The following is a 25,148-nucleotide window of genomic DNA, read 5'->3' as shown; positions in this document are numbered from 1 at the left end:
CCCGCGCGGGGCGGCTCAGCGTATAGTCGACTCATACCGTTGAAGAAGGCCGCGCGTTTGCTCGTTTAACTTCGGTAGTAAGTTGCCGCTCGCCAGGCTGACCGAGCGGCGTGGTTTTCAGTTACCCCGGTTGCCCGCGTGATCATGCGACGCCTGCATCTGCTCGAAATCGAAGACCAGCCGTGGTGCCCACGCGCCCTCCGTGACGGCGGGACGGATTGGCTGCATTTTCTGGCCAATTCCCACAAGGGCTTCAACGTGATCGCGGGCAAGCTGCGCGCGGCGATGCGCCGGGTCGGCAGCGACCGGATCGTCGATCTGTGCTCGGGCGGCGGCGGGCCGTGGCAGACGCTTGCACCGTTGCTCGCGCTGTCCGGCCGCGTGATGGTGCAGTTGACGGACTTCTATCCCAATCGCGCGGCATACGAGCGGATCTCGGCCGGGGCGACCAACTGTGTCACCTATGTGAGCGAACCGGTGGACGCGATGAACGTGCCATCGAGATTCGACGGCGTGCGCACGATGTTCAACTCGTTCCACCATTTTCGGCCGGACGATGCGCGCGCGATCCTCGCCGACGCTGTGACGAAACGCCGCGCGATCGTCGTCGTCGAGGGTGCGGATCACCGGCTGCTCGGTATCGTGTTCATCCTGGTGATGCCGCTGATGATGCTCGCGCTGACTCCGCTGATCCGACCGTTTCGCTGGTCGCGGCTAGCGCTCACCTATGTGCTGCCGGCGATCCCGCTGCTGTGTCTGTTCGACGGCATCGTGTCGATGCTGCGCATCTACAACCCCGACGAAATGCGTGAGATGGTCGCGAGTATCCCCGATCAGCAGAGCTTCGAGTGGGACATCGGCACGCTGCCGGTGCAGGGCTCGCCGCTCGGTCTGACTTATCTTGTCGGCGTTCCGCGGCAACCCGCAGGCTTGAACGCAAGCGCGCGCCGTCGGGAGCGGCGCGCGGATCACTTGCCGGCCAGATGCTCGGGTGTCTGGGTGTTGCCCGGCGGCAACTCGCCCATCGCCTGAAACAGCGTCGCCGTATCGGCCAGGCGCCGGCCGACCAGGCGGATTTCTTCCAGCCTCGCTGCTTCGTACTGCTGCTCGCCGCCGCGAGCGGATGCAGCGGGCAGCGCGCCGAGCCGGTGACGCGACGTGGCATCGTCGAACGTCTCGCGTGCGTCGCGGGCGGCGCCGCTCGCGGCTTCGAGCGCCTGCGCGTCGTGTTCGAGCGACGCGAGCGTGTCGGCGACGTTCTCGAACGCGGCCAGCACGGTCTGCTTGTACTCGAACACGGCGGCTTCGTAGGTGTCGATGGCCGCGCGCCGCTGCGCGACGAGCGCGCCGCCATGAAACAGCGCTTGCGACATCGTCGTGGCGATGCTCCAGATCGCGCCGGCGCCCGACAGCGCGAGCGGCCAACTGAACCCGCCTTGTCCCATCGAGGCGTTCAGCGTCAGGCTCGGAAAGAGCTGTGCCGTGGCGACGCCGACATCGGCCGCGGCGGCTTTCAGCGCCGCCTCGGCGGCCGCGATATCGGGCCGTGAGCGCAACAGGTCCGATGGCAGCACGACGGGCACGTCCCGCGGCAAATGCAGGCTCGCCAGATCGGGCTCGGGCGGCGCCGCGTCGGGCGTGCGGCCGAGCAGCACCGCAAGCGCGTGCCGGGTCACGGTCAACCGTTGCCGCAGATCGGCCACGCTGACCTGGAGCGCGGCGATGCTTTGCCGCGCAGTGGACACGTCGCCGCGCGTCAGCGATCCGAGTTGGTAATGCCGTTCGGTATCGTGAGCCTGATCGCCCGCCAGCACGATCAGGCGCTCGGTCGCATCGATTTCGGCCCGCAGCATCGCCGCCTCGATCGTCGCCGTGACGATGTTGGTGGCCAGCGCGCGGCGCGCGGCTTCGCGTTGATACGCGTCGATGTCGACCCGCGCGGAGCGCGCCGCGTTGGCCTTGCGCACCGCGCCGAACAGGTCGAACGTGTATTGCGCCTGGACTACGCCGATGAACTCGTTGTAAAGCAGCGTATTCGGCGCGCCAGGAACCGGAATGCCGAGATCGCGTCCGCGCGAGGCCTGCGCGACCAGGTCGACCGACGGCAGCAGCGTGGCGCCGATCTGCGCGCGCAGTTGTTCGTGCGCGGCGGCCAGGTGCTTGTCGGCGGCGGCGAGCGTCGGGCTGTTGCGCAGGCCTTCTTCGACGAGATCATTCAACGCCGTCGATCCGAACAGGCGCCACCATTGCGGTACCGGCTGCGCGGCGGGGGTGAAGCGCTGCGCGACACCGAGCGCCTCGACCGTTTGCGCGGGCTGCGGCTCGACGCCGTAATGGGCGGGCGAGGGCATCGCCGGCGGCTCGCCGCTCGGACCGAACGAGCATGCGCCAAGCGCGATCGCAGCGGCCGCGCCGAACGCCGCGCGCCAGCCATGGCTCGCTACGGCCCGCGCTCGGCGCGGCGCGCCAGTGAAATGCGGCGCGCTCGCCGGCCCGTCGACGGAGTTGCAGTCTGTGCGCACGATCAGCTCCACGTGTATTCGATCGTCGGAGACGCGGTTCGCACACCGCGTTCGAAGTGCCGCACCTTGAACGCGGTCGCGTAGAGCGCGGGAACGAAGAACAGCGTCAGCACGGTCGCGCCCGTGATGCCCCGCCCATCAGTGCGGTCGCCATCGGCCCGAAGAAGGCCGATTGCAGCAGCGGGATCAGCGCGAGCACGGCGGCTGCGGCGGTCAGCATGATCGGGCGGAAGCGCCGGACCGCGGCGCCCACGATCGCGTCGAAGCGCCCCTGGCCCGCGGCGATATTGCGTTCGATCTGATCGACGAGAATCACCGAATTGCGCATGATGATTCCGGACATCGCAATGACGCCGAGCATCGCGACGAAGCCGAACGGCTTGCCGAACAGCAGCAGTGCGGCGACCACGCCAATCAGCCCGAGCGGCGCGGTGAGCACGACCATCAGCACGCGCGCGAAGCTGCGCAGTTGAATCATCAGCAGCGTGAGCACCACGACGAGCATCAGCGGCAACTGCGCGATCACCGACGCCTGCGCCTTGCCGCTGATCTCGCCCGCGCCGCCGGTCTCGATCCGGTAGCCGATCGGCAACGACGCGCGTAGCGGCGCAAGCGTCCGATCGATCGCCTGGGTCACGTCGAGGTCCAGCGCGTTGCCGCGCACGTCGGCCTGGACCGTGATCGTCGGTTGACGGTCGCGGTCCCAGATCACCCCGTATTCGAGCTCGTTGTGCAGATGCGCGAGCGTGCCGAGCGGAACCGGGCCGTTCGGCGTCGGCATCGCGAGGTTCACGATCTCGGCGGGATCGACCCGCTCACGCTGCGGCGCGCGCAGCTCGACGCTGATCAACCGGTCGCGCACCCGGTACTGCGTGAACGTATAGCCCGACAGCGTCATCGCGAGGAAGCTCGCCACGTCTTCCGACGTGACACCGAGCTCGCGCGCCTTCTGCTGGTCGATCTCGAAGCGCACCGAGCGTTCGCCGGGTTCGTCCCAGTCGAAATGCACACCCGTCGTGCGGGCATCGGCCTTCATGGTTGCCGCGACTTTTTCCGCGATTTCCCGCACGGTGGCGAGGTCGTTTCCGCTGACGCGAAACTGCACCGGATAGCCGACCGAGGGGCCCGTCTGCAGCGGCGAAACGCGCGCACGCACGGCGGGAAAGCTGTTTTGCAGCGTGCTCGCGAGCCAGCGTTCGAGCTTCGCGCGCTCGTCGACGGACCTGGCGGTGATCACGAGCTGCGCGAAGTTCGGCTGCTGCATCTGGACGTCGAGCGGCAGATAGAAGCGCGGCGCGCCCGCGCCGACGAAATCGACCAGATGATCGATCTCGGGCCGGCCCGCTAGCGTCTTTTCGAGGTGCGCGGCTTCGCGCAGCGTCGCTTCGAACGACGCGCCTTCGGGCAGCCGCAGGTCGACGAGCAGTTCGGGCCGCTCGGAGCTCGGGAAGAACTGTTGCGGCACGAGCGCGAAGCCGGCCAGCGCGACGACGAACAGCGCAGCCGTGACGCCAATCACGACGAGGCGGCGCTTCACGCACCACGCGATGCAGTCGCGCAAGCGGTCATGAAAGCGGGTGGCGCGCGGCGCCGCCAGCGGGGCGCGGCGCGTCTGCGCGTCGTCGCGCCGGCGCAGCTTGCGAAGCGCGCGCCGGGGCGGCGTCTCGCGCGCGCTGTCCTTGCGTTCGGGCAGCAGGTGATAGCCGAGCAACGGAATCAGCACGACCGCCGCGAACCACGAAGCAACCAGCGCAATCGCGGACACCTGAAAGATCGAGCGCGTGTATTCGCCGGTGGCCGATTTCGCCAGCGCGATCGGCAGGAATCCCGCCACCGTGACCAGGGTTCCCGTCAGCATCGGAAACGCGGTGCTGCTGTAGGCGAACGCCGCGGCCCTCGCGCGGCCCCAACCCTGTTCGAGCTTCACGGCCATCATCTCGACCGCGATGATCGCATCGTCGACGAGCAGCCCCAGTGCGAGGACCAGCGTGCCGAGCGAGATCTTGTGCAGGCCGATGTCGAACCCGTTCATGCATAGCGCAGTGACCGCGAGCACGACCGGGATCGAGATCGCCACCACCACGCCGGCGCGCCAGCCCAGTGAGATGAGGCTCACGGCCAGCACGATCACGATCGCTTCGGCGGCGGCGCGCAGAAAGCCGTTGACCGAATGCGAGACCGCGTGCGGCATGCTCGACACCTGGACGAGTTCGAGCCCCGCGGGCAGACGCGCGCGCAATTCGGCCGTCTTCGCGTCGAGCAGCTTGCCGAGCTGAATCACATCGCCGCCAGTCTGCATCGTGATGCCGATGGCGAGCACCGGGCGGCCGTTGGTGCGAACCTGCGAGACCGGCGGATCGTCGTAACCGCGCTTGATCGTCGCAATGTCGCCGAGACGAACGAGGCGGTGATTGATGTCGATCAGCGTGTCGCTCATCGCCTTCAGGTCGGTGAACTGGCCGCTCGGACGCACGAACACGCGGTCGAACGCGGTTGTGAGCGTGCCGCTCGGCGTAACCGCGTTTTGCGCGTTGATCGCTCGCGCGAGCTGTTGCGGCGTGATGCTGAGGCGCGTCAATTGCGCGTTGGCAATCTCGATCGTGATGTGCTCGTCGGGGTCGCCGAAATAATCGACTTTCGCGACACCCGGCACACGCAGCAGCACGCCGCGCAGTTCGTCCGCATAGTCGTGCAATTGGGCCGGCGAGAAGCCGTCGCCGGCGAGCGTATAGATGTTCGTGTAGACGTCGCCGAATTCGTCGTCGAAGTACGGTCCTCGCACGCCGGGCGGCAGCGTATCCGCGATGTCGCCGATTTTCTTGCGCACCTCGTACCACGTGTCGCGCACCTCGCGCACCGGCGCGGAGTCTTTCATCGTGAAGACGATCAGCGATTCGCCGGGACGCGAGTAGCTGCGCAGATAGTCGAGATGCGGCGTCTCCTGCAGCTTGCGGCCGATCCGGTCGGTCACCTGCTCCTCGACCTGGCGCGCGGTCGCGCCGGGCCAGAAGGTGCGGATCACCATCGCGCGGAACGTGAACGGCGGGTCCTCGGATTGGCCGAGCCGGGAATAGGCGAGCACGCCGAACAGCGTCGCGAGCACGACGGCGAAGAAGACGAGCGCCTGGTTGCGGATCGCCCACGCGGACAGATTGAAGCGGCCGGAATCGTCCGGTGCTGGGCGTCGCGGTCCGCCCGGTTCACCCGGTCCGCCCGCTCCGTCGGGGCCCTGGCCGAACAGCGCTCTCATGATGCGAAGTCCTCGGGATGCAACGGCGCGACCGCGCGCACGGTTTCGCCGGCGCTGACGGTATGCACGCCTTGCAGCACGACGCGCTCGCCGTCGGTGAGGCCTCGCGCGACCGAGATCGTGCGGTCGTCATAGCGGCCCACCTGGACCCGGCGCAGTTCCAGCGCCTCGTCGCCGGGGCGCACGACCCAGACGGCCGGCGCGTTGCCGTCGTGAAAGAGCGCGCTGGCGGGCAGCGTGATCGGGTCGTCCGCTTGCGCCTCGCCGGACGCGTCGGCGAAGGTGATGGTGGCCGTCATGCCGAGGCGGACCTCGGGGCCTGGCGCATCGAGCGTCAGCTTCGCGCGATAGGTGCGGCTGCCGGGGTCTGCTGCCGGCGACAGCTCCCGGACGTGCGCGGTGAAGCGTCGGTCCGTGACGGCCGGCAGCGACACGCTGGCCGCGCTGCCGACCGCGAGCGCGTTCAGCAGGCTCTCGGGCACGTCGCAGAGGATATCGACCTCGCCGGACCACGCGAGGTGGTAGACCGGCTGTCCCGCCGCGACGTTCTGCCCGGTATCGGCGTCTTCGGCGGTGACGACGCCGGCATGGTCCGCGGTGAGGACCGTGTATTGCGTCTGATTCTTCAGCAGCGCGAACTGCTGTACCGCCTGATCGCGCTGCGCGGCGGCGGCCACATACGCATCCTGGGTCTGTTCGAGCTGCGCCGTCGAGATCAGCTGTTCCTGCGCCTGCGCCCGGTCGCGGTCGAGTTGCTGCTCGGCGAAGGTGAGCCGATGCTGCGCCGCCATCAATTGGGCCTGCGCGCTCGCGAGGCTGCGCTGCGCGTCGTCGGCATCGAGCCGCGCGAGCACCTGACCGGCCGTGACCGTATCGCCGAGCCGCACCTTCCGCTCGATCAGCTTGCCGGCGATGCGAAACGACAGCGGCGTCGCATAGCGTGCGTTGACTTCGCCCGGCAGCGTCGCGAGCACGGGCTTGCTGTCCCGATGCACGACCACCGCGATGACCGGGCGCGGCAGCGTCACCTCGGCTTCTTTCGCGTGACAGGCGGCGAGCGCGAGTGCGCCCGACACCGTCAGCATGATCTCGCGCCAGCGCATGCTCACGAGTGTTCCTCCAACTCGCCGGCTTCGAACTGGGCCTTGGTCCGGCGGCGCTGCACCTTGCCGCTCGAAGTCCGCGGCAAGCTGCCCGCCTGCACGATCGCGACGTGGCCGACCTGCAGGCCCGCGCATTCGGCGACCTTCTGCGCGATCGCCCGGCGCAGCGCCGTGGCCTCGGCGGGCTTGCCCTCGGCGCAGACGACCAGCGTCTCGTCGCCGTCGCGCATCACGCTGAACGCGATGACGCCGCGGCTTTGCACGCTCGGCAACTCGGCCACCGCCCATTCGATGTCCTGCGGATAGAGGTTCGAGCCGTGAATCACGATCAGGTCCTTGCTGCGGCCGCAGATATAGAGCTGATCGCCGGCGACGTAGCCGAGATCGCCGGTCTGCAGCCAGCCGTCGCGGTACGCGCCGGCGCTCGCGTCGGCCAGCCCGTAATAGCCCACGGTGATGCTGGGCCCGCGCGTGACGATCTCGCCGACGCAGCGTTCGGGCAACGCACGCCCGGATTCATCGACGATCCGAAGCTCATGTCCGGGAAAGCAATGGCCGCAGCCGACCAGTTCGATCGTGCGCAAGCCGGTATCACGCGCGGCCGGTATCGCCCGACCGAGCCCCAGCGGGGCCGCATAGACGACGTCGGTGACGATCGGCTGGCCGTGGTCGTGAAACGTGATCGCGAGCGTTGCTTCGGCCATCCCGTAGCACGGCAGCAGCGCTTCAGCGCGAAAACCGGCCGGCTCGAAGCGCGCGGAGAACTGGCGTAGCGCTTGCGCATTGATCGGCTCGGCGCCGCAGCCGGCCACGCGCAGCCGACTCAGGTCCAGGCCTTCGAGGTCCTGGTCGCGGGTGCGGCGCGCGGCGAGCGCATACGCGAAGTTCGGCGCGAAGCTGATCGTGCCGCGGTACTTCGTGATCGCCTCCATCCACAGGCCGGGCCGGCGCACGAATGCTTCGGTTGAGAGCAGCACGCTCGGCAAGTCGCAGATCAGCGCGCCGAGTACGCTGATGAGTCCCATGTCGTGGTGCAGCGGCAGCCAGCTGACATAGACGTCCTGCTCGTGCAGATCGATGCCGCGCGGTCCGAGGAACGCTGTCGCATTCGCGATCAGATTGCGATGCGTGACCATCACGCCTTTCGGCAGCGACGTGCTGCCCGACGTGTATTGCAGAAAGCACAGATCATCGGGATGCAGCGTGGGCAAATCGCACGCGGGCGGCTCGCTCTCGAGCAGCGCTTCGACGGTCACGATGCGTTCGAGGCCGGTGTCGGCGGCCAGCACGTCCTCGATGGTCTCGCGTGTCGAGTTCGACGTGAGTAGCATCCGCGCGCCTGCCGAGCGCACGATGTGACTGACGGTTTCGGCGTAACGTTCGCGGGTTCTGAAGTTCAGGCTTCCGCGCGGAAAGATCGGGACCGGCACCAGACCGGCGAACGATGCGCCGAGAAAGCTCAGGATGAACGCTTCCGGGTCGAGGATCACGAGTGCGATACGGTCGCCCTTGTTCAGGCCCAGTGCGACGAGCTTTTGCGCACGCTTGCGTGCCTCGCGCTCGAGCGCGTCGTACGGATAGTAGTGCTCGTCGCCGTGCGAGGAGACAAAGCGAAGGCCTCGTGCGTCGCCGCGCGGCAGCGCTGAAACGGCATCGACTAGCGTCAGGTTCATGGTGACGGCTCCCCGCTTACTTGGTCGAGATTCCGTGATCGAGCGAAGCAGCGGGCGACCAGTCGCGGATGGGCTGCAGACGGCGACGCAAGAGCGCGATCACCTCGTCGTCGCTGCGCGCCGGCGCGCCCGGCAAGCGCACGAAATGCCTGGCGAGCTTGCGGTGCTGGCGCGTGACGAGCAGCAGCCAGATCTGCGCGATGTCGATGCGATCGAACACGACCGCGTCCTCCTGACCGTACTTCTCCAGGTTCGCGGCGAACTCCTTCGTGAGCTCGCTGAAGTGCGTGCCTTTGCGGACGTGGTGGTAGATGTGATAACCGGCGTTGAAGACGCGCGCATTGAAACGCGAGTCGATCGTATTGGTGCTGTTCCTGTACGGGTTGTCCGGATGATCGGGGTCGATGAACGCGTGCTGGACCCAGTTGCCGATCATCATCATCAGCCGCACGAACACGAACGGAAACACGAACACGACGAGCGTCGCCCGCAGGTTCCAGTACGCGGCCGCGCCAATCGCTGCGTAGAACGCGATCTCACCGACGAGCAGTTGCCGGATCAGCCTCGTATTGCGCGAGCGCCACAGATAGACGCTGAGCTCGACCGGCACCAGCGCGGCGAAGCGCAGGTAGTAGTGCAGAAAGCCGATGACGCTATCGCGCTGAAAGCGCATCGTCGAGCTCAGGTCGCGTGGCAGGTTGTCGTCGATGTGATGCATGCCCATGTGATGGACATAGAACGTGCCCGGCGTCTGGCCGAAGAACGGGCACAGCACCCAGTCGAGCAGGATTTCGAGCGCACGGTACTTCTTCCTGAAGAGCCGCCGATGCAGCGTGCAGTGGTAGCTCATCGTGAAGCGGTCGCCGAACATGTTCCAGACGATCACATAGGCCACGCCCGCCCACCAGGGGAAGTGGCCGAGCCAATACAGCACGGCCGCGGCGGGGATGAATATCAGCGCGCACTCGATGTAGAGCCACAGATGCGGCAGGTCGCGACGATCGTTGAGCAGGCGGTACATGGCAGTTTCCTTCAGAGGCGGTTGCATGGTCAGTCAGGGGGTGGGGATTCGTTTCAGGTCGGCTCGGGCAGTTCGATCACGCCGCTATGGCCATCGACCTTGAGCTGCATGCCTGACTGCACGCGCGTGGTGAGGCCGGGAATCTGCACGACGGTCGGGATGCCGATTTCGCGTGCGACGATCGCGGCATGGGTCAGCGGACTGCCGCGCTCGATCAGCAGGCCGGTCGCCGACGCGAATACCGGGACCCAGCCGGGGTCGGTCCGATAGGTGACGAGGATGCCGCCGTCGAATTCGTTCGCTTCGCGCACGACCTTCGCGCATCCTTCGGCGAAGCCCGGCGAGCAGGGTGTGCCGCGCAGGGTGGCGCCGGCCGCATGGGCAGGCGCCGCGTGCAGCGCCGCGAGGTTCGCCGGCTTGCTGAGCCACGCAGCAACCGGCCCATGCGTGACGAAGCGTGGCGGCAGGTCGTCCATCGCGCGATAGCTCGCGTCGTCGCGCTTGCGCTGCTCGATGAGCGGGCGCAGTTCGCGGTGGGACACGGTGCCTTCGAAGCAGCCGCGGATTTCGTCGAGGCGCAGATGGAAGATGTCGCGGCCTGTGGCCAGCACGCCGTCGGCGGCGAGACCCTCGCCGATCGCGCGGAACATCCGGCGTGCGACGCCGAACGCGCGCGAACGGCAAAAGCGCACGGTCTCACGCGCCCGAATCGCGGCGCGCACGCGGCCGCGTGCGCGGGCAAAAATCCAGCGCTGCAGCGGATTAAGCCGCTCACGCACCAACGCGTCGATGCGCGCTTCGGTGGCGCTGCGATCTATCGTCGCGGCGCCATGCGCGAGCGACGCCTTCAACATATCGAACAGCACGCCAGGGTCTTCGCGCAGATCGGGTTCTTCGAGCTTCAGCTCGTTGTTGCTGCGGTACGCGAAGTCGGCGAGGTAGCGCTCGATGTCGGCGACGACCTCAGGCGCGCCGCATTCGCGCAGCGCCGCATACGCTTCGCTTGACGGGGTATTGCGGATCAGCGCTTCGACCCGAGGCTTTGACCGCACGGCTTCGGCCAGCGCGGCCAGCCTGCGAACCGGCTCGATCGACTCGATGTCGTCCATGCCGCCGATCACCGCCACTTCGAGCCAGTCGGGCGCATCGGGAATCCACCGCTTGATCAGGCGCCGGAGCACACCGTAACTGAGACCGATCGCCGATTCGAGCACGATCATCATGCCCCAGCGTGCCAGTAGCGCCTGCTCGAAGCGGCAGTAGTGCGCATAGACGGCGTCGGCGGGAAGCGAACGATAGTCGGGCGCGTTGAACTCGTCGTAGACCGGATAGAAGAACGCGCGGAAGCGCTTGACGTTGCGCTCGAGACGCGCGAAGTGCCATGCGAACTTCGCGCCGCTCACGGCGCGGATGCAGGCGAGCCCAGCGCGCGAGCCAGCCTTGTACGGTTTGATCAGCTCGGCGAAGCTCGCCAGATCGAGCGGCTCGTCGACGCCCATCTGGACTTCCATCATCTTGCGGCCGAGGTCCTGGAACGGCGCGAGCCCGGAAAGCTTGTACCAGTGCAGCAGGTTGTAGTACACGCGCCCGTTCAGGAACGCGAGCGTCGAGCCGAGGAAGCCGTCCATCTCGCGCCGCTGCTTGTGCGGAATCGCGAGCAGCCGGCAGAACTCGCGGAACACCTGCGCATAGACGTGCTGCGCGAAGGTGAAGGTTAGCTGCGTGGTCACGCCGGGATAGTTCTCGACGATGTTGGAGTTGTCCCACAGCTGGAATTCGCCGGTCCGCGATGGGGCCGGTGCGACCGGCGTGGTCACCGGGCGCGCCTGCAGAATCCACAACTGATGTTCCGCGATACACCATTCGATATCGAGCGGCTCGCCGAACCTGTTTTCGAGCGTGCGGGCCGCCGCCACGACGCGCTCGATCTCGTCGTTCGAGAGAGCTGCTGCATCGCGCAGCGCGGCCGGCACCTCGCGGATGTGGCGGCCGTCATGACGCTCGCGTTTTTCACCGATCACCACCTGCTTGTGCTGTCCGGTCTGGCGGTCCACGGTGATCGTGTCGGCGTCGACGGCGCCCGACACGAGTCCTTCGCCGAGCCCGTAGACGGCGCTCAGCACCAGCTCATCTCGGTTGCCGTTGGCCGGGTTGATCGTGAACACGACGCCGCTCGTGTCCGCCTGAACGAGGCGCTGCAGGATCACGGCCATGCCGGCGCCGGCCATGTCGAGTCCGTGTTGATGCCGGTAGCGCAGAGAGCGCTCGGAATACGCGGAGGCCCAGCACCGGCGCACGTGTTCGAGCGTCGAGTCGAGCCCGCGTACATCGAGGAAGGTGTCGAACTGGCCTGCGAACGAGAAGCTCGCGCTGTCTTCTTCGACACCGGACGAACGCACCGCGAGCGGTCCGTCTCCGATCGTGCCGTGCGCGCGTGCGATGTCGGCGCGCAACGCGGGGCTGATGTCGCACGTCAGCACGGCCTCGCGGATCTTGCTCGCGATCGCGGCGGCGTTCGCGGGCGTGAAGTCGCTGAGCAGCGCTGCGATGGTTTGATCGAGGCCGCCGTCGCGGCGGAACTCCGCAAAGCAGTCGGTGCCGAGGATCGCCCAGCGCGGCACCGCTACACCGAGATTCGCCAGCCGATGGAGCGATCGTCCCTTGTTGCCGGCGAGCCGCTCGATGGTTTCGGCGGGACTTGCCGCGGTGAGGATCACGCGTGGCGATGCTGTTGAGTCGGCGCTGCTGCTTGCGTCGAAGGTCTCGTGCGGTGCGTAGCTTCCGCCCGCTTCGAATTCGCCGCGTGCGCGTGCAATGGTGTCGAAATTCATTGAGGTCCCCGTTGCTCAGGTGCTCGACGAAGCGAGCAGATCTCTTGCTTCCTCGGCGGTACCGCGCCCGCCGTGAGCGGTCTGCGGAAAACGCGCGTGCAGATGCGCGCCGAGGTTGATCCAGTCGTAGGCGGCGTGGATCGTGCCGCGCCAGCCCGACGCCGTATCGAAGCTCGCCGGAAATTGCGGGTCGCCGCCGAGGTTGCGCAGACGCTGCGCGAGCACATCGGCCAGCGCGACGTAACGCTCGGCATCGGTTGCCGATCCGATCGAGCACTGTTCGAGTTCGCGGATGCCGTCGATCAGCGCGGTATCGAGAGGCAGCAGCCGGATCGCGTCGAGCGTCGCTTCTTCCATCGTCGACTGCGGCGTCACGCCGTGCGCGCCGAGCGTGACCATGCAGGCGGTCTGCATCATCCGTTGCAGCGCGTACTCGAGCACCTTCCATTGGCCGCGCTGCAGTGCGCCCTGGGCGTCCTCGCGCGCATTCTCGAGGCCGATGTTGGCCCAGACCATCTCGAGTGCCGCTTCGGCGAAGCGCCCGGCGGGCATTGGCAGCAACTGGGCACCGCTCGCGCGGCCGGCCGCGAGGCGCGCGCCGTCGATCGAGATCAGCGGCGCACGGGACACCGGCGTCGAGGTCGCCTGCTCTCGCGCGTGGATTTCTCCGCTGCCCTTCCAGCGCAGGCTGACGAGACCCAGCCGGCTGAACTCGGCGATCAGCGCGCGCTGCCGGCTCGCCGCCTGCGCGTCGCCACGGCTCGCGATCGCCGTGCATGGGGTGTCGAATGTGATCGCACGCCACGCCTGGGCGGCTTCGTCGTCGAGGGCGAAGACGTCGCTGCCTCGCAGCACATGGACCCGTTCGCCGATCTGCCAGGTCGTCGCGTCCTTGCCCGGGCCGATCAGCACGTTCTCCGCCGCGAGGCTCACACCGTTGACGCCGAACTCTCGGAGGAGCGCAACCCCGGCCGCGAGGAACGCGCTGTCGGCGCCATGCTCGCGCGGCGCGTGGAGCAGGTTCCACAGACGGCCGGCGAGGCCGGCGTCGACAGCCGCGCGTTCGAGCTGCAGCGACAGCCATTTCGGGCTCATGTAGCACTCGCCGACGCGCGCCACATGACTCTTCGCCGCATGAAACGCGGCGGTCCTGATCCACGCGCGGGCGTAGTCGGGCTCGCCGAGCGCGAACATCGCGACCGCATAACGGCCGGTATGGCGCGCGAAATCCTCGAACCACAGCGCCACCGCCTCGCAGAGCGCGTCGCGGCCAAGCTCCGCTTGCAGCGTTTCGATCAACTCGGGGTTGTCGATCGGCAGCGCGCCGATGAAGCGCTGGCACCGTTCGAGCAGATTCCACGACAGCCGCGCGACCGCGCGACGGCCTTTGCCGAGTGCTGCGCGAACCTGCGCGAGTTCGCGGCGCAGGCGCGCCGGACTCAGCAACCTGACTTCGATGCGGCGGCCGTCGATGAACAGGATGTACGGCATCGTGGCCGGCTCCAGCCCGCTATCGACGATCGCGACGAAGTCGACATCGGAGCGCTCGTTGCCAAAGCCTTCGGCGATCGAGCCTTCGAGAAAGACGGCGCACGGTGCCCGCTGTTCGAACTGGGCGCTCAACGCGTTGCGCGCTTTTTGCCAGAGCTCGGCGAGCATCGGATCGGTCATCAACATGGTTAGGCTCCCTGAGCGTCAAGTCGTGCGCGGCACGAAGTAGCCCGCCGCGATCCCATAACGGAAGATCCTGCGCAGCAGCGTTTTGCCGGTCGCGCGAGGCAGGGCCGGCAGGATCGCGGCGGTCGCGTCGCGGGCGAAACGCACCTGACGCGTCAGGTACGACTCGTACAGCTTCACGACCTCGTCGTAGTAGCGCCGCTCGAGCGGTTTCATCGCGGCGGCGTCGAACACATGCCGCGGCACATAGCGAGGCACGTGAAACGACGGAAACTCCGCGCAGACGTCGTTGATTTCGCGCAGCGTGGTCGGCGCGCCCGAAGTCAGATGCAGCGTGCGTCCGCGCACCAGCGGGAAATTCACCAGCGCCTCGACGACGCAGTCGGCGACCCAGTCGATCGGCACGATGTTCAGCGTCGCGCCGTAGTCGCCGGGCATCGTGCGCACGAGCCCGGCGGCCGTCAGGCGCACGACCGTGTAGAGCGTGTCGAACTTGCGGATCACGCCGGTCGCCGAGTCGCCGACGATGATCGACGGGCGCAGCACGGCGGCCGGCAGACCGTTGCGCATCGCCGCCCGCACCGACTGCTCCGCGCGGTACTTGCTCTGCTCATACGGATTGCCCAGACGCTGACCGAGGTCGAGATCGTCCTCGCTGAACACGCCGGGGCGCTCGCCGCAGACATAGGCGGTGCTCACGTAGAGCAGCGGAATCGGCGCGTCGTCGCGAGGCTGCGCGAACTCGACGATGCGTTCGGTGCCGCGAAAGTTGATCGCCTCGTAGACTTCGGGCTTGCGACCGAAGCTGGTTAGCGCGGCACAGTGGACGATCGCGCCCGTCGTCGCGCGCAGTGCCTCGTAGGTGCGTGGATCGAGCCCAAGCTGGGGTTCGGCGACGTCGCCCCGCACACATGCGAAGCTCCCGGCTGCAGGCGGGTGGCCGTCGTACGTGGTGGCCGCGAGCGGCGTGCCGTCGTTGCGGACGACCGGTCCTTCGGAGCGCAGGAATGCGACGACCGGGTAGCCCATCGCCGTGAGCCGGGCGATCACTTCGGCGCCCAACAGACCTCGCGCACCGGTGACGAGAACGTGCTTATCCATCGTGGGTGACCATCCAGGGTTGGGTGTCATTTGAGGAGAATCTCGGCCAGCAGTCCGAGCTCGACGGCGACGATGAAGCGCGTGCCCGCCCAGCGTGGCCGAGCCGGCCTGCTCGCAGGGCCCGGCCAACTCGCGTTGAGCCAGACGAGCCATGCGAGTGGCAGCGTTGCGGCATAGATCGAATAGGTTTGCGACAGGCCTGCGAGGCGCGACAGCGCCACGTTGATGCCGAGCGCGAGAATCAGCAGGAGATTCAGCGCGACGCGGATTCCGTGCACCGACAGGTGATAGGGCTGCAGCGCAGTGGTGCCGACCTTGCGCGAGAACTTCCAGAATTCGTAGCCGCTCCACATCAAGCCCGTTACGCACGTCACGACGTAGAAGCTCAATTCGCGCCCAGCCATGTCGCGCCACAAGAAATAGCCGTACATGAAGATCACGAAGGGCGCCCCCTCGAAAGCGGGAAAGCAGAGCAGCGGGCGGCTCGGGAGCAGCCGCTTGAATACGAACGGCGCGGCGAAGGCGAGAGCGGTGGCGGCAGTTGCGGCCGTTCTCGCGTGCGCCATGCCGGTGTTCAGCGCAACGAGCAGCAGCGCGCTTGTCGCGAGGCTGGCGACGAGACGTGTGCGTCGTGCCTCGCGGCCCGCCAACAGCACGTGCCCGGCGGGATAGTCGCGTTCGAGATCGTCGAGATCGTCGATGAAGCGAAGCTGGACGAACAGCAGGAAAAAGGACGCGAGGCCGGTGAGCACACGCCAGCCCGGTTCAACGGCGACGCCGGCGATCCGTCCGTAGAGCAGCAGCGAGCAGACGAAAGCGCCGGCGATCGGCAGCGCCTCGGCGGCCAGCGGCAAGCGGCCGAGCGTGTTGCCGACAGCAACTGCCGCGGCCGCAAGCCGGCCACGTCTTGCATGCGAGGTGGCCAGCGAAAGGCGCGAGCTCATGTACGCATCCCCTCGTTGGCGTCCAGGCGGACGGGGGCGTGCCGGATGCACAGGTCCACGAGCGAGCCGACCGTGAAGTACGTTTCCGCGTGTTCTTCGTTCAACGCTTCTAGCGGCAGGCGCTCGATGCCGAACGCCTGCTCGACTGCGACCACCGCTTCGACGAGCGATAGCGAGTCGAGACCGAGATCGGCGATCAGCGAACTCTCGAGGTGAATCTCGGCGTCGAAGTCGCGCTGATGCTCGCGGCAGACGCGCAGTAACTGCGTGCGTACGATGCCGAATACGGTGTTGCGCATCGACGCATTTTTCGGTGTGCTGGCCATGCTGGGTTCCTTTCCGTTCACGCGTTGCTCGGCGCGGCGTAGCGCCACGGCAGAGTCTGGCCACCGGCCAGGATGCCTTGGGGATGCGCGAGCGCGACCGGCTCGATCGCCAGTTGCAGGCGGACGAGTGCGAGCGGCCGCTCCAACGCTTCTTCCCAGCGGTATGAGAGGGGAATGCGCGCGCGCTTGCCACGCAGCCACGCGCGGCGCAGAAAACGATGGACCCAGAAGTTCGGCCACCACGGCGCGGTCAGCGCGGTGCCGAGCAGACCGACGATGCGCGCACGCATCGGTTCGAGGCCGCAGTCGAACGCGAGAAGCGAGGTCTCGCCGGCCCAGTCCTGGCCGTAGCCCGTCAACACATGCAGCAGATCGTGAATGCAGCCGCTGCGCTCGATGAACCACTGACGGTCCGGGCCCGGGAGGATTTCTTCGAGGCCGGCGGCCAGCCGGCTCGCTTGCAGCAGACCATCGGCGCTGTAGCCGCTGCGCTCCATCATCGCCATGTAGGCGCGGCCGAACGAGCCAGGCGGCAAGCGCAGCAGCGTGTCGGTATCTGCGAGCGTGCCGAGCAGTGACGGCTGCTCGGAAATCAGCGCGCCGGCGCCCGGCTCGCTCAGGAATCGCTGGTACATCGTCTCCATCTGACCGCCGTCGAGCGCGATCATCACTTCGTACGCGTGCTGAATGTCGTCTACGTTCTCCCTCAACGCCTTGATCGCTCGCAACGCGCGCGGCCAATCGATATGGCGTCGCGCCAGCGCGTCGTCCTTCAAGCTTGCTGTCATCTGCGGCTCCCGGCAAAGATCAAGAGGCGGGTCACGAGTGGCAATCGACTGGCGCCACTTCTTGCGGACGCTTTTTGCAGGGTTCATGCCAGTCATCCGTTGGCACCACGCAAGTCGTCCTCATCCCATGCAAGAACGGAACGAAGTGCCCAGATCTGAAAAGGCGGCGCGGCTATCGCGCGGATTGAAGCGGTGTCTGCGATTTGCCGACGCACTTTCAGGCGGAGCCCCCCGCAGCCTGCCGAATGTCGGTGCCGGGCCAACATGTGAAGGGCGTCTGTTGGTTGCCGCTCGACTGCGGGACGTCTGATACCGGCCCGGTTCACGTGTCAACGTCCAAACATCTATACGTGCGGATGTATCGCCCCGCCTTTTGAAATCTGGCTGCCTGCTTGCGTCATTGCATCTGACGGGGACTCAGTTCGCGCAGCAAAAGAACGCCTGGCACGAACAGTGCACTAGCAGCGCGAACACGGACGGTGCGCTGTGAAATTCGTAGAACTCACGAGGACGGAGGTAGAGCAATGAATCAGGCCTGGAAGGCGAAAGCGGGGCAGTTCCTGCCGGGGGCGAATCTGACTGTGCTGCCGCACTGGGAGCGCGACGCGGTGCCGAGCTACGATCGTGCCGAAGTCTCGGTGCCAGGGCGCCTTCACTTCGCCGTATTCGACTTCATGCAAATGATGCCCGGCTTCGGGGGCGGCGGACTCGGCGTATCGACGAGCACGGTCGGACACCGGATCACCGTCACGAAGACGAACAACGGCGAAGGCGGCTGCGACGTGCCGAGCGGGCGGCACATGCTCGAGTTGTTCAAGCGAACGGTCGGCTACGCACGCGACGACATCCGTGTGGATCGGCTGCGCAGCATTCAGCATCAGCACAGCGGATTCGGCTCGAACGTGTCGTTCAACACCGCGACGCTCGCCGGCTTGAACGCGTTGTTCGGCTCACCGTTTTCGCCGCACGACATGTGGGAAATGATTACCCGCAACTACGTCGAGACCGCGAAGGATGACGAGCATGTGTATTTCGGCCTCGAGACCGGCGTCGGCGAAGCGTGCCTGTTCTTCGGCGGGCTGGTCTGGGTCGACGAGAAGCACGGCAACGGTCGTTTCCTCGGCAACCTGAGTTCGGAAAACCTGTGGGTGACCACGGCCGTTGGCAACTACGACACGCTGTCGACCGAAGCGCTGCGTGCGCATGGCGAAGGCGCGGACATGTCCGGCACCACCGAGGCGGGCTTCGTGCCGACGCATTTCGTCGAGTGGCAGAAGCGCTATGGCGTCGCGTGGCGCAACTTCATCGAACAGAAACTGAGGCCGGCACTGCATCGCAATGACCTGTTCGCGTTTCTGAAGCACGGCTGGGAACTCAACAGCATGAGCAACATGAAGGTGCTCGAAGGCATCTTCCGGACCGACGTGATGCGTGAGTTCGACGAGACGATGCAACGCGAGGGCGCGGTGTACGCGGGGATGAGCAGCGCGGGTCCGGGCTTCTATGCGTTCTCCGACTGCGAGGAAAAGGCGAAGCACCTCGCGACGGTGATGCTGCATCGGTTCAGTGAATTCATGAGCGAGATGACGGTGGCCCGCGCGGGCCAGAAGATGTCGATCGACGTCGCCGTCTAGCCGCATGCCTGTGAACCCTCGCGAAACTTTCCACTGAGACTGATCGAACATGGCCAAGCGCGTCACCTTCGTCAACACGAACCAGATCAAGCCGGCGATTGCGCCGATTGCCTTCGACTATCTGTCGGCGCCGATGGAGCGAGCAGGGTTCGAGCTCAACTTGCTCGACCTGTGCTTCTCCGACGATTGCGAGGCGGCTATTGCCGAGCACTGCCGCACCACCGCGCCGGATTACTGGGGGGTGACGCTGCGAAATACCGACGACGTCTATTTCTCCAGCGGCTACAGCTTTCTCGACCGCATCAGGGACATCGTCGCGATGCTTCGGCGTGCGCGCGCGGTCCCGATCGTGATGGGCGGCGCGGGCTACTCGGTGATGCCGGAGAAATTGCTTGCTTACCTCGACGCGGACTTCGGCATCGTCCGGGAAGGCGAATTCAGCTTTCCCGAGTTGCTGACCTGCCTCGAAGAAGGTAGGAGTTTTACGCACATACCCGGCGTGGTCTACCGCGATACGGCCGGTGTGCACGCTACGCCGCTCGCGCCCAACACATGCGGACCACTGGCCAGCATAGGGCCTCACAAACGCGAACTGGTGAACAACCCGCACTATTTCGCCAAAGGCGGCCAAATCGGCATCGAAACGAAACGCGGCTGCAATCGCTCCTGCATCTATTGTGTCGAGCCGCAGATCAAAGGCCGTTCGGTGCGCATGCGCGAGCCCGATGATGTCGTCGCCGAGATGGCATCGCTCGAGGAGCGCGGGGTCAACGTCTTTCATATCAACGACTCGGAATTCAATCTGAGCGTCGCGCATCCGATGGCTCTGTGCGCGGCCATCATCCGGCACGGGCTCGCCGGCAAAATCCAGTGGTATGCGTACGGTATGCCGCGGCCGTTTCCCGATGAACTCGCGGCCGCGATGAAAGCAGCCGGTTGCGTGGGCATGAACTTCGGCGTCGACACCGCTAGCGCAACGATGCTGAAGATACTGCGCCGCACCTTTAGCGCATCCGACATCGAACATGCTGTCAATACCGCGAAGCGCCACGGCCTCGAGCACATCATCGAACTGCTGTTCGGCGCGCCCGGCGAGACGCAGGAGACCGCGCGCGAGACGATCGAGTTCATCAAGCGGGTCGATCCGGAGCGCGTTTCGGTCACCGTCGGACTGAGAATCTTCCCGGGCACCGAGCTCGAACAGATGATCCGCCGCGAAGGCCTCCATGCCGGCAATCCGAATCTGCACGGCCATATCGAAGGCAACGACGATCTTCTGCATCCGGTGTTTTATCTGCCGACCGCATTGGGCCCGGACCCGCAGCAATTCATTGCCGATCTGATCGGCAATGACCGGCGGTTCTTCGGGACCAATGCGAGCCTGTTCAACTACAACGCGAACGACGCGCTGGTCGAAGCGATCGCGCAAGGCGAGCGCGGCGCGTATTGGTCGATCCTGAACCGGATCGAGAAACGCTTCGAGGCGGCCCATAACGCGCGCGCTTGTCACCGCACGTCCGCGGACGGCGGCGATCCGGACTGGACGCCGATCGAGATTTTGCCGATCGAGCAAAGCGCCTGACGCGGTATGTGATGCCCGAAGCGGCCAGTCATCCGCTGGCCCGCGCATTTTTTCAACGCAGGAGGAGTGCATGCTTCCAGAAAACAGCCAGCCTGAGCCGTACAGGATCAAGATGGTCGAGCCGATCAGGCTGATCGACCGCGAGCAACGGCAGGCGCGGCTTGCCGCTGCCGGGTACAACGTGTTTCGCCTCGAAGCCGACGACGTCTATATCGATCTGATGACGGACAGCGGCACTACCGCGATGAGCGCGAACCAGTGGGCAGGCATCATGACCGGCGACGAGTCGTATGCCGGCTCCCGCAGCTTTACGAAGCTGACGCAGTCCGTGCGGGACATGCTCGGCTTCGAATACGTGTTGCCGACCCACCAGGGGCGCCCGGCCGAGCACTTCCTGTTCCGGACCCTCGTGCGCCCGGGCCAGGTGGTGCCGTTCAACGCTCCGTTCGATTCGACCGAGGCGCACGTATCGATTGCCGGCGGGACCGCGATATCGTGCGTCGCCGAAATCGGCTACCAACCCGCTGTCGAGCATCCATTCAAGGGCGACGTGGATGTGCAGAAGCTGCGCAACGTGATCGAGAGCGAAGGGCGCGGCAACGTGCCGTTGATCATGGTCTCGCTGACAAACAACGCGGGCGGCGGCCAGCCGGTATCGATGGCGAACCTGCGCGCGGTGAAAGCGTTGGCCGATGAGTTTGCGATTTCCGTGTACTTCGACGCGGCGCGCTGCGCGGAGAATGCTTACTTCATCCAGCAGCGTGAGAGCGGCTATGCGAACCGGTCGGTGGCGGAAATTCTGAAGGAGCAGTTTTCCTATGCCGAGGGCTGCACGTTCAGTTGCAAAAAGGATGCGCTGGTCAATATCGGCGGCTTGCTCGCGACACGGTCGCGCGCGCTCTACGACCAGGTCGTGCCGCTGCTCGTGCTGCACGAAGGCTTCGTCACCTACGGAGGGATGGCAGGCCGCGATCTCGAAGCGCTCGCGATCGGTCTGCGCGAGATGGTCGACGACAGATACCTGCAACACCGCGTGGGTCAGGTCGAACGGCTAGGCGACACACTGCTTGCCGGCGGGGTTCCGATCCTGAGGCCCACCGGCGGACACGCGGTGTATGTCGATGCGGCCGCCTTCCTGCCGCACGTGCCGCGCTCGGAGTTTCCAGCCGAGGCGCTGGCTGCCGAGCTTTATCTGGAGGGCGGCGTGCGCGCCGTCGGTCTGGGCTCGTTGGCGTTCCTGAAAGAAGATCCATCGACGGGCGCGCTCAGCGCTCCGAGGCTGGAATTGCTGCGGCTCGCCATTCCCCGCCGTGTCTACACTGATAGCCATCTCGCGGCGGTTGCGGCCGCGTTGGTCCGCGTCTATCAACGACGCGATGCGATCCGCGGAATGCGCATCGTCTCGGCGCCGCCGATGCTCAAGCACTTCACCGCGGTCCTCGCACCGATCGATGCCCGTGACGAGATGCTCGCGGAGTGTCGCGAAGTTATGGTCTGAGGTGATTTCATGTCGAATGCTGTGTTCGAAACGCTCGAGCTCAAAACCCATGCTTATCCGGGCGTGCTAGTCACGTTGTGCGGTGTGGATGGAGCTGGGAAGTCTTCACTGATGGAAAAGCTCGAAAGCGCGTGCACGCGTGCCGGGCTCAATTGCGTGACGACGTTTACGCCGACCAGTCGCATCCGCAAAGACGCGGTGTTCCGGGATATGGTCGACAGCCACTGGCATACCTCCAAAACCAGCCTGGGGCCCGACGCAAGCGTACGCCGCGTCGACATGCTGGGCATTCTGCTGTCCATCATGGGAGACCTCCTCCAACATCTGACCGACACGGTCATACCGGCACTGGAACGAGGCGACGTGGTCTTTTGCGACCGCTATGTGTTCACCTCTCAGGCCGAGATCGGCACGCGCGCCGATCCCGCTGAGACCGCGCCGGTGCTCCGCAGCATCGCTGGCCATGTGCTGCGTCCCGACGTCGCCTTTGGTCTGAACGTTTGCGGCGCGACTTCACACCGCCGCGTGCGGTCAAGGAACGACGAGAAAGACCAGCCGCCGCCGATGAGCTTTCTGACGCGCCAGGTGGCGGCTTATCGCGCCGTGTTCGAGGCCAACGGCGTGGTCGCTCTGGATGGAGAGCGCAGTATCGACGAGACGTACCGTGCGGCACTCAGTCATATCGCGGCTATAGAACGGGTTGCGGGGCGGTTGGGTTCTATCGCGGCGGCACATCCTGCACGAACCCTGGCGGCATGCTGAGGCTTCGACCTGCGCGGAGACGCCGCATTCTGGCGCCGAGGTGTGCGACAAAATGCACGTCGACACGTTTTGGTGAGCATCTATCCTTCAAGACAGGACCATGTTGCATGGAACGTCAGAGCCAAGGAGACGATGATGCTCAGCCCACATGAGATCGCAACGCTCATGCTTCTCGAAACAAACCCGCGTCCGGAAAATTTCGATCCCGGCGATCTCGACGCGCTGTGTGAACATCAACTCGTATTTCTGGAAAAGCTCGCGTCTGGGTACGCGCGAGGGCATCTGACTGCTCAAGGACGCTCGATGTTGAGGTCGGTCGGCAGAGTGCACTAGTTCTGCGCTCTGCATTGCCGCGGAGGTTCAATACGCGGCGTTTTACAGCCAGCACAGGCGGCTGGAAGAGGAAGTGATTTTGCCGGCTGCGTTGCGATATCTGACTGCGGACGACTGGATGGAACTGGACGAGGTGTTCGGCGCCAATCGCGATCCGTTCAGCGGCAGCGAGATCGAAGGGGAAATGGACCGCTTGTTTTCGCTGATCGTCAGTACGGTCTCCGAGTCGATTCACTAGGCCGCCAACGGGACCGCGCCCGTACATTTGATTTCATCGAGGCAAACGCTCGACTTGACTCCGCTCACACCCGGAATGCGCATCAGCGTATCGAGCAGAAACTCCGACAGCGCCTTGAGGTCGTGCGCGACGACCTTGAGCATGTAATCGATATCACCCGTCACGACGAAGCATTCCTGAACCTGGGTGAGTTCCGAGATCATTCGCTTGAACTTCGACAGGTCGCGCACATGGCCTCGCTCCATCGTCACCTGGATGAAAGCCACTACGCCGAAGCCCAGCAGTTGCGCATCGAGCCGCGTCTCGTAGCACTTGATCACGCCCATTTCCTCGAGCCGGCGATGACGCCTCAGCGTTTGCGCGGGCGACAGCTTGATCGCCTCCGCCAGCTCGAGATTGGAGATGCGCCCTCGCGACTGAAGAATCTCCAGCAAACGCACGTCGATTCGGTCTATGTCGATTGTATGCACTGTTATTTCCTTGTTCCGCAGTGAAATGAAATGTTAATGCACAAATCAGGGTTTGTCTGCGTCCGCTACGAAATCCTATTGCATCGATAAAAAATTAAACTGATTCCAGATGTCGCTGCGACACGAGCATGTACGTTGAGAAATGCTCAGATGCGCAGGTGGCGAGAAGACGCTGCCTGCTAGACGAACAGAGAAAATTTACTTTCATTTCTATAACATGCCTCCGCATCACACTCAGTGCTAGTCGCTCGCTATCAATCATTCACCATTCGCTGAACCCGAGAGATCATGGCCGACCTGTTTGACAATCCAATGCAACTGATGGGCTTCGAATTCGTTGAATTTGCTTCGCCCGTGCCCAACGTCCTCGAACCGCTGTTCGAGCAGATGGGCTTCACACTGGTGGCTCGCCACCGTTCGAAGGACGTGCTGCTTTACCGCCAGGGCGAAATCAACTTTATCGTCAATCGTGAGCGCAATAGTCAGGCCGCTTACTTTGCCGCCGAGCATGGCCCGAGTGCGTGCGGCATGGCGTTTCGCGTGAAGGATTCGCACAAGGCCTACGCCCGTGCGCTGTCGCTGGGCGCTCAGCCGATCGAAATCGCTACCGGTCCGATGGAGTTGCGATTGCCGGCAATCAAAGGCATTGGCGGCGCACCGCTTTATCTGATCGACCGCTTCGAAGACGGCAAGTCGATCTACGACATCGATTTCGAGTTCATCGAAGGTGTCGAGCGCCGGCCGGCCGGTCATGGCTTGCGCCTCGTCGATCACCTGACGCACAACGTCTATCGCGGGCGCATGACGTATTGGGCCAACTTCTACGAGACGCTGTTCAACTTCCGGGAGCTACGCTACTTCGACATCGAAGGCGAATACACGGGGCTCACGTCGAAGGCGATGACGGCGCCGGACGGCAAGATCCGCATTCCATTGAACGAGGAATCCGGCAAGGGCAGCGGCCAGATCGAAGAATTCCTGATGGCCTTCAACGGCGAGGGTATTCAACACATCGCGTTCCTGACCGACGATCTGATCACGGTGATCGACAACCTGCAGATGGCAGGCGTGCCGCTGATGACCGGGCCGAACAGCTACTACTACGATGCGCTCGAAACGCGTTTGCCGGGCCATGATCAACCCGTTGGCCAATTGCAGTCGCGCGGCATTCTTCTCGATGGAACGACGGCGGACGGCTCGCCGCGCCTGCTGCTGCAGATCTTTTCCAAACCGCTGCTTGGCCCCGTGTTTTTCGAATTCATCCAGCGCAAGGGCGATGAAGGTTTCGGGGAAGGCAATTTCAAGGCGCTGTTCGAGTCGCTCGAACGCGATCAGATCGAGCGGGGCACGCTGATAGTTTGACGCGCATACAACCCGTTCATCGCCACTTCAACA

20 protein-coding genes are annotated in these 25,148 nt (G+C 65.2%); 8 read left to right on the top strand and 12 right to left on the bottom strand.

Going from position 1 to position 25,148, the window contains the following annotated elements; all coding sequences use genetic code 11:
• Positions 1 to 144 precede the first annotated feature (144 nt).
• Positions 145 to 1,032 carry a class I SAM-dependent methyltransferase gene (locus QFZ94_RS34430; RefSeq protein WP_368583843.1) on the top strand — a complete coding sequence of 296 codons (888 nt, stop codon included), beginning with the start codon at positions 145 to 147 and terminating at the stop codon, positions 1,030 to 1,032.
• On the opposite strand, the gene QFZ94_RS34425 is transcribed toward QFZ94_RS34430, so the two are convergent.
• The 11 genes from QFZ94_RS34425 to QFZ94_RS34375 form a co-directional block, all read right to left on the bottom strand.
• The gene (locus QFZ94_RS34425) at positions 969 to 2,522 is read right to left on the bottom strand and encodes an efflux transporter outer membrane subunit (RefSeq protein ID WP_429462507.1); all 1,554 of its coding nucleotides are present in this window, start codon (positions 2,520 to 2,522) and stop codon (positions 969 to 971) included. The genes QFZ94_RS34430 and QFZ94_RS34425 overlap by 64 nt on opposite strands.
• Positions 2,523 to 2,628: 106 nt before the next feature.
• A complete protein-coding gene (locus tag QFZ94_RS34420; RefSeq protein WP_429462505.1) occupies positions 2,629 to 5,772 on the bottom strand; it encodes an efflux RND transporter permease subunit in 3,144 nt (1,047 codons plus the stop codon).
• Positions 5,769 to 6,875: an efflux RND transporter periplasmic adaptor subunit gene (locus QFZ94_RS34415; RefSeq protein WP_429463619.1), complete on the bottom strand. Its 1,107-nt coding sequence runs from the start codon at positions 6,873 to 6,875 to the stop codon at positions 5,769 to 5,771. Before QFZ94_RS34415 ends, QFZ94_RS34420 begins: the two co-directional genes overlap by 4 nt.
• A 2-nt stretch (positions 6,876 to 6,877) precedes the next feature.
• Entirely contained in the window at positions 6,878 to 8,548 is a 1,671-nt protein-coding gene (locus tag QFZ94_RS34410; RefSeq protein WP_429462503.1) for a fatty acyl-AMP ligase, read from the bottom strand.
• A 16-nt stretch (positions 8,549 to 8,564) separates the two neighbouring features.
• Positions 8,565 to 9,569: a fatty acid desaturase gene (locus QFZ94_RS34405; protein ID WP_429462501.1), complete on the bottom strand. Its 1,005-nt coding sequence runs from the start codon at positions 9,567 to 9,569 to the stop codon at positions 8,565 to 8,567.
• 53 nt (positions 9,570 to 9,622) lie between these two features.
• Positions 9,623 to 12,400 (bottom strand): phosphoenolpyruvate synthase, encoded by a 2,778-nt coding sequence (locus QFZ94_RS34400; protein ID WP_429462499.1) that lies wholly within the window; start codon positions 12,398 to 12,400, stop codon positions 9,623 to 9,625.
• Positions 12,401 to 12,415: 15 nt separating this feature from the next.
• On the bottom strand, positions 12,416 to 14,077 hold the full coding sequence (locus tag QFZ94_RS34395) for a nucleotidyltransferase domain-containing protein (protein ID WP_429462497.1): 1,662 nt from the start codon (positions 14,075 to 14,077) through the stop codon (positions 12,416 to 12,418).
• A gap of 18 nt (positions 14,078 to 14,095) precedes the next feature.
• The gene (locus QFZ94_RS34390; RefSeq protein WP_429462495.1) at positions 14,096 to 15,178 is read right to left on the bottom strand and encodes an SDR family oxidoreductase; all 1,083 of its coding nucleotides are present in this window, start codon (positions 15,176 to 15,178) and stop codon (positions 14,096 to 14,098) included.
• A gap of 26 nt (positions 15,179 to 15,204) precedes the next feature.
• A complete protein-coding gene (locus tag QFZ94_RS34385; RefSeq protein ID WP_368583835.1) occupies positions 15,205 to 16,122 on the bottom strand; it encodes a hypothetical protein in 918 nt (305 codons plus the stop codon).
• Positions 16,119 to 16,448, bottom strand: coding sequence for an acyl carrier protein (locus tag QFZ94_RS34380; protein WP_368583834.1), 330 nt, complete (start codon positions 16,446 to 16,448; stop codon positions 16,119 to 16,121). Before QFZ94_RS34380 ends, QFZ94_RS34385 begins: the two co-directional genes overlap by 4 nt.
• Before the next feature lie 17 nt (positions 16,449 to 16,465).
• Entirely contained in the window at positions 16,466 to 17,236 is a 771-nt protein-coding gene (locus tag QFZ94_RS34375; protein ID WP_368583833.1) for a Coq4 family protein, read from the bottom strand.
• Between the two features lie 524 nt (positions 17,237 to 17,760).
• Here QFZ94_RS34375 and QFZ94_RS34370 point away from each other — a divergent pair.
• From QFZ94_RS34370 to QFZ94_RS34345, 6 genes are all read left to right on the top strand, one after another.
• On the top strand, positions 17,761 to 18,870 hold the full coding sequence (locus QFZ94_RS34370) for a hypothetical protein (RefSeq protein WP_368583832.1): 1,110 nt from the start codon (positions 17,761 to 17,763) through the stop codon (positions 18,868 to 18,870).
• Positions 18,871 to 18,919: 49 nt separating this feature from the next.
• A complete protein-coding gene (locus tag QFZ94_RS34365; RefSeq protein ID WP_429462491.1) occupies positions 18,920 to 20,452 on the top strand; it encodes a B12-binding domain-containing radical SAM protein in 1,533 nt (510 codons plus the stop codon).
• A gap of 70 nt (positions 20,453 to 20,522) precedes the next feature.
• Positions 20,523 to 21,950, top strand: a complete 1,428-nt coding sequence (locus QFZ94_RS34360; protein WP_429462489.1) for a tryptophanase — start codon at positions 20,523 to 20,525, stop codon at positions 21,948 to 21,950.
• Positions 21,951 to 21,959: 9 nt separating this feature from the next.
• Positions 21,960 to 22,712, top strand: coding sequence for a dTMP kinase (locus QFZ94_RS34355; RefSeq protein WP_429462487.1), 753 nt, complete (start codon positions 21,960 to 21,962; stop codon positions 22,710 to 22,712).
• 135 nt (positions 22,713 to 22,847) lie between these two features.
• The gene (locus QFZ94_RS34350; protein WP_368583949.1) at positions 22,848 to 23,045 is read left to right on the top strand and encodes a hypothetical protein; all 198 of its coding nucleotides are present in this window, start codon (positions 22,848 to 22,850) and stop codon (positions 23,043 to 23,045) included.
• Positions 23,046 to 23,118: 73 nt separating this feature from the next.
• Positions 23,119 to 23,283 carry a hypothetical protein gene (locus QFZ94_RS34345; protein ID WP_429462485.1) on the top strand — a complete coding sequence of 55 codons (165 nt, stop codon included), beginning with the start codon at positions 23,119 to 23,121 and terminating at the stop codon, positions 23,281 to 23,283.
• On the opposite strand, the gene QFZ94_RS34340 is transcribed toward QFZ94_RS34345, so the two are convergent.
• Positions 23,280 to 23,753 carry an Lrp/AsnC family transcriptional regulator gene (locus QFZ94_RS34340; protein ID WP_176125529.1) on the bottom strand — a complete coding sequence of 158 codons (474 nt, stop codon included), beginning with the start codon at positions 23,751 to 23,753 and terminating at the stop codon, positions 23,280 to 23,282. The two genes, QFZ94_RS34345 and QFZ94_RS34340, sit on opposite strands and share 4 nt — an antisense overlap.
• Positions 23,754 to 24,041: 288 nt before the next feature.
• On the opposite strand from QFZ94_RS34340, the gene hppD reads away from it, so the two are divergent.
• Positions 24,042 to 25,115, top strand: a complete 1,074-nt coding sequence (hppD, locus tag QFZ94_RS34335) for a 4-hydroxyphenylpyruvate dioxygenase (RefSeq protein ID WP_429462483.1) — start codon at positions 24,042 to 24,044, stop codon at positions 25,113 to 25,115.
• The last annotated feature ends 33 nt before the right edge of the window (positions 25,116 to 25,148 follow it).

Source organism: Paraburkholderia sp. JPY465 (genome assembly GCF_050436725.1).
Lineage (GTDB): Bacteria > Pseudomonadota > Gammaproteobacteria > Burkholderiales > Burkholderiaceae > Paraburkholderia > Paraburkholderia youngii.
Note: the sequence above shows the minus strand (reverse complement) of the source record. Positions and strands in the feature narration are given on the sequence as shown.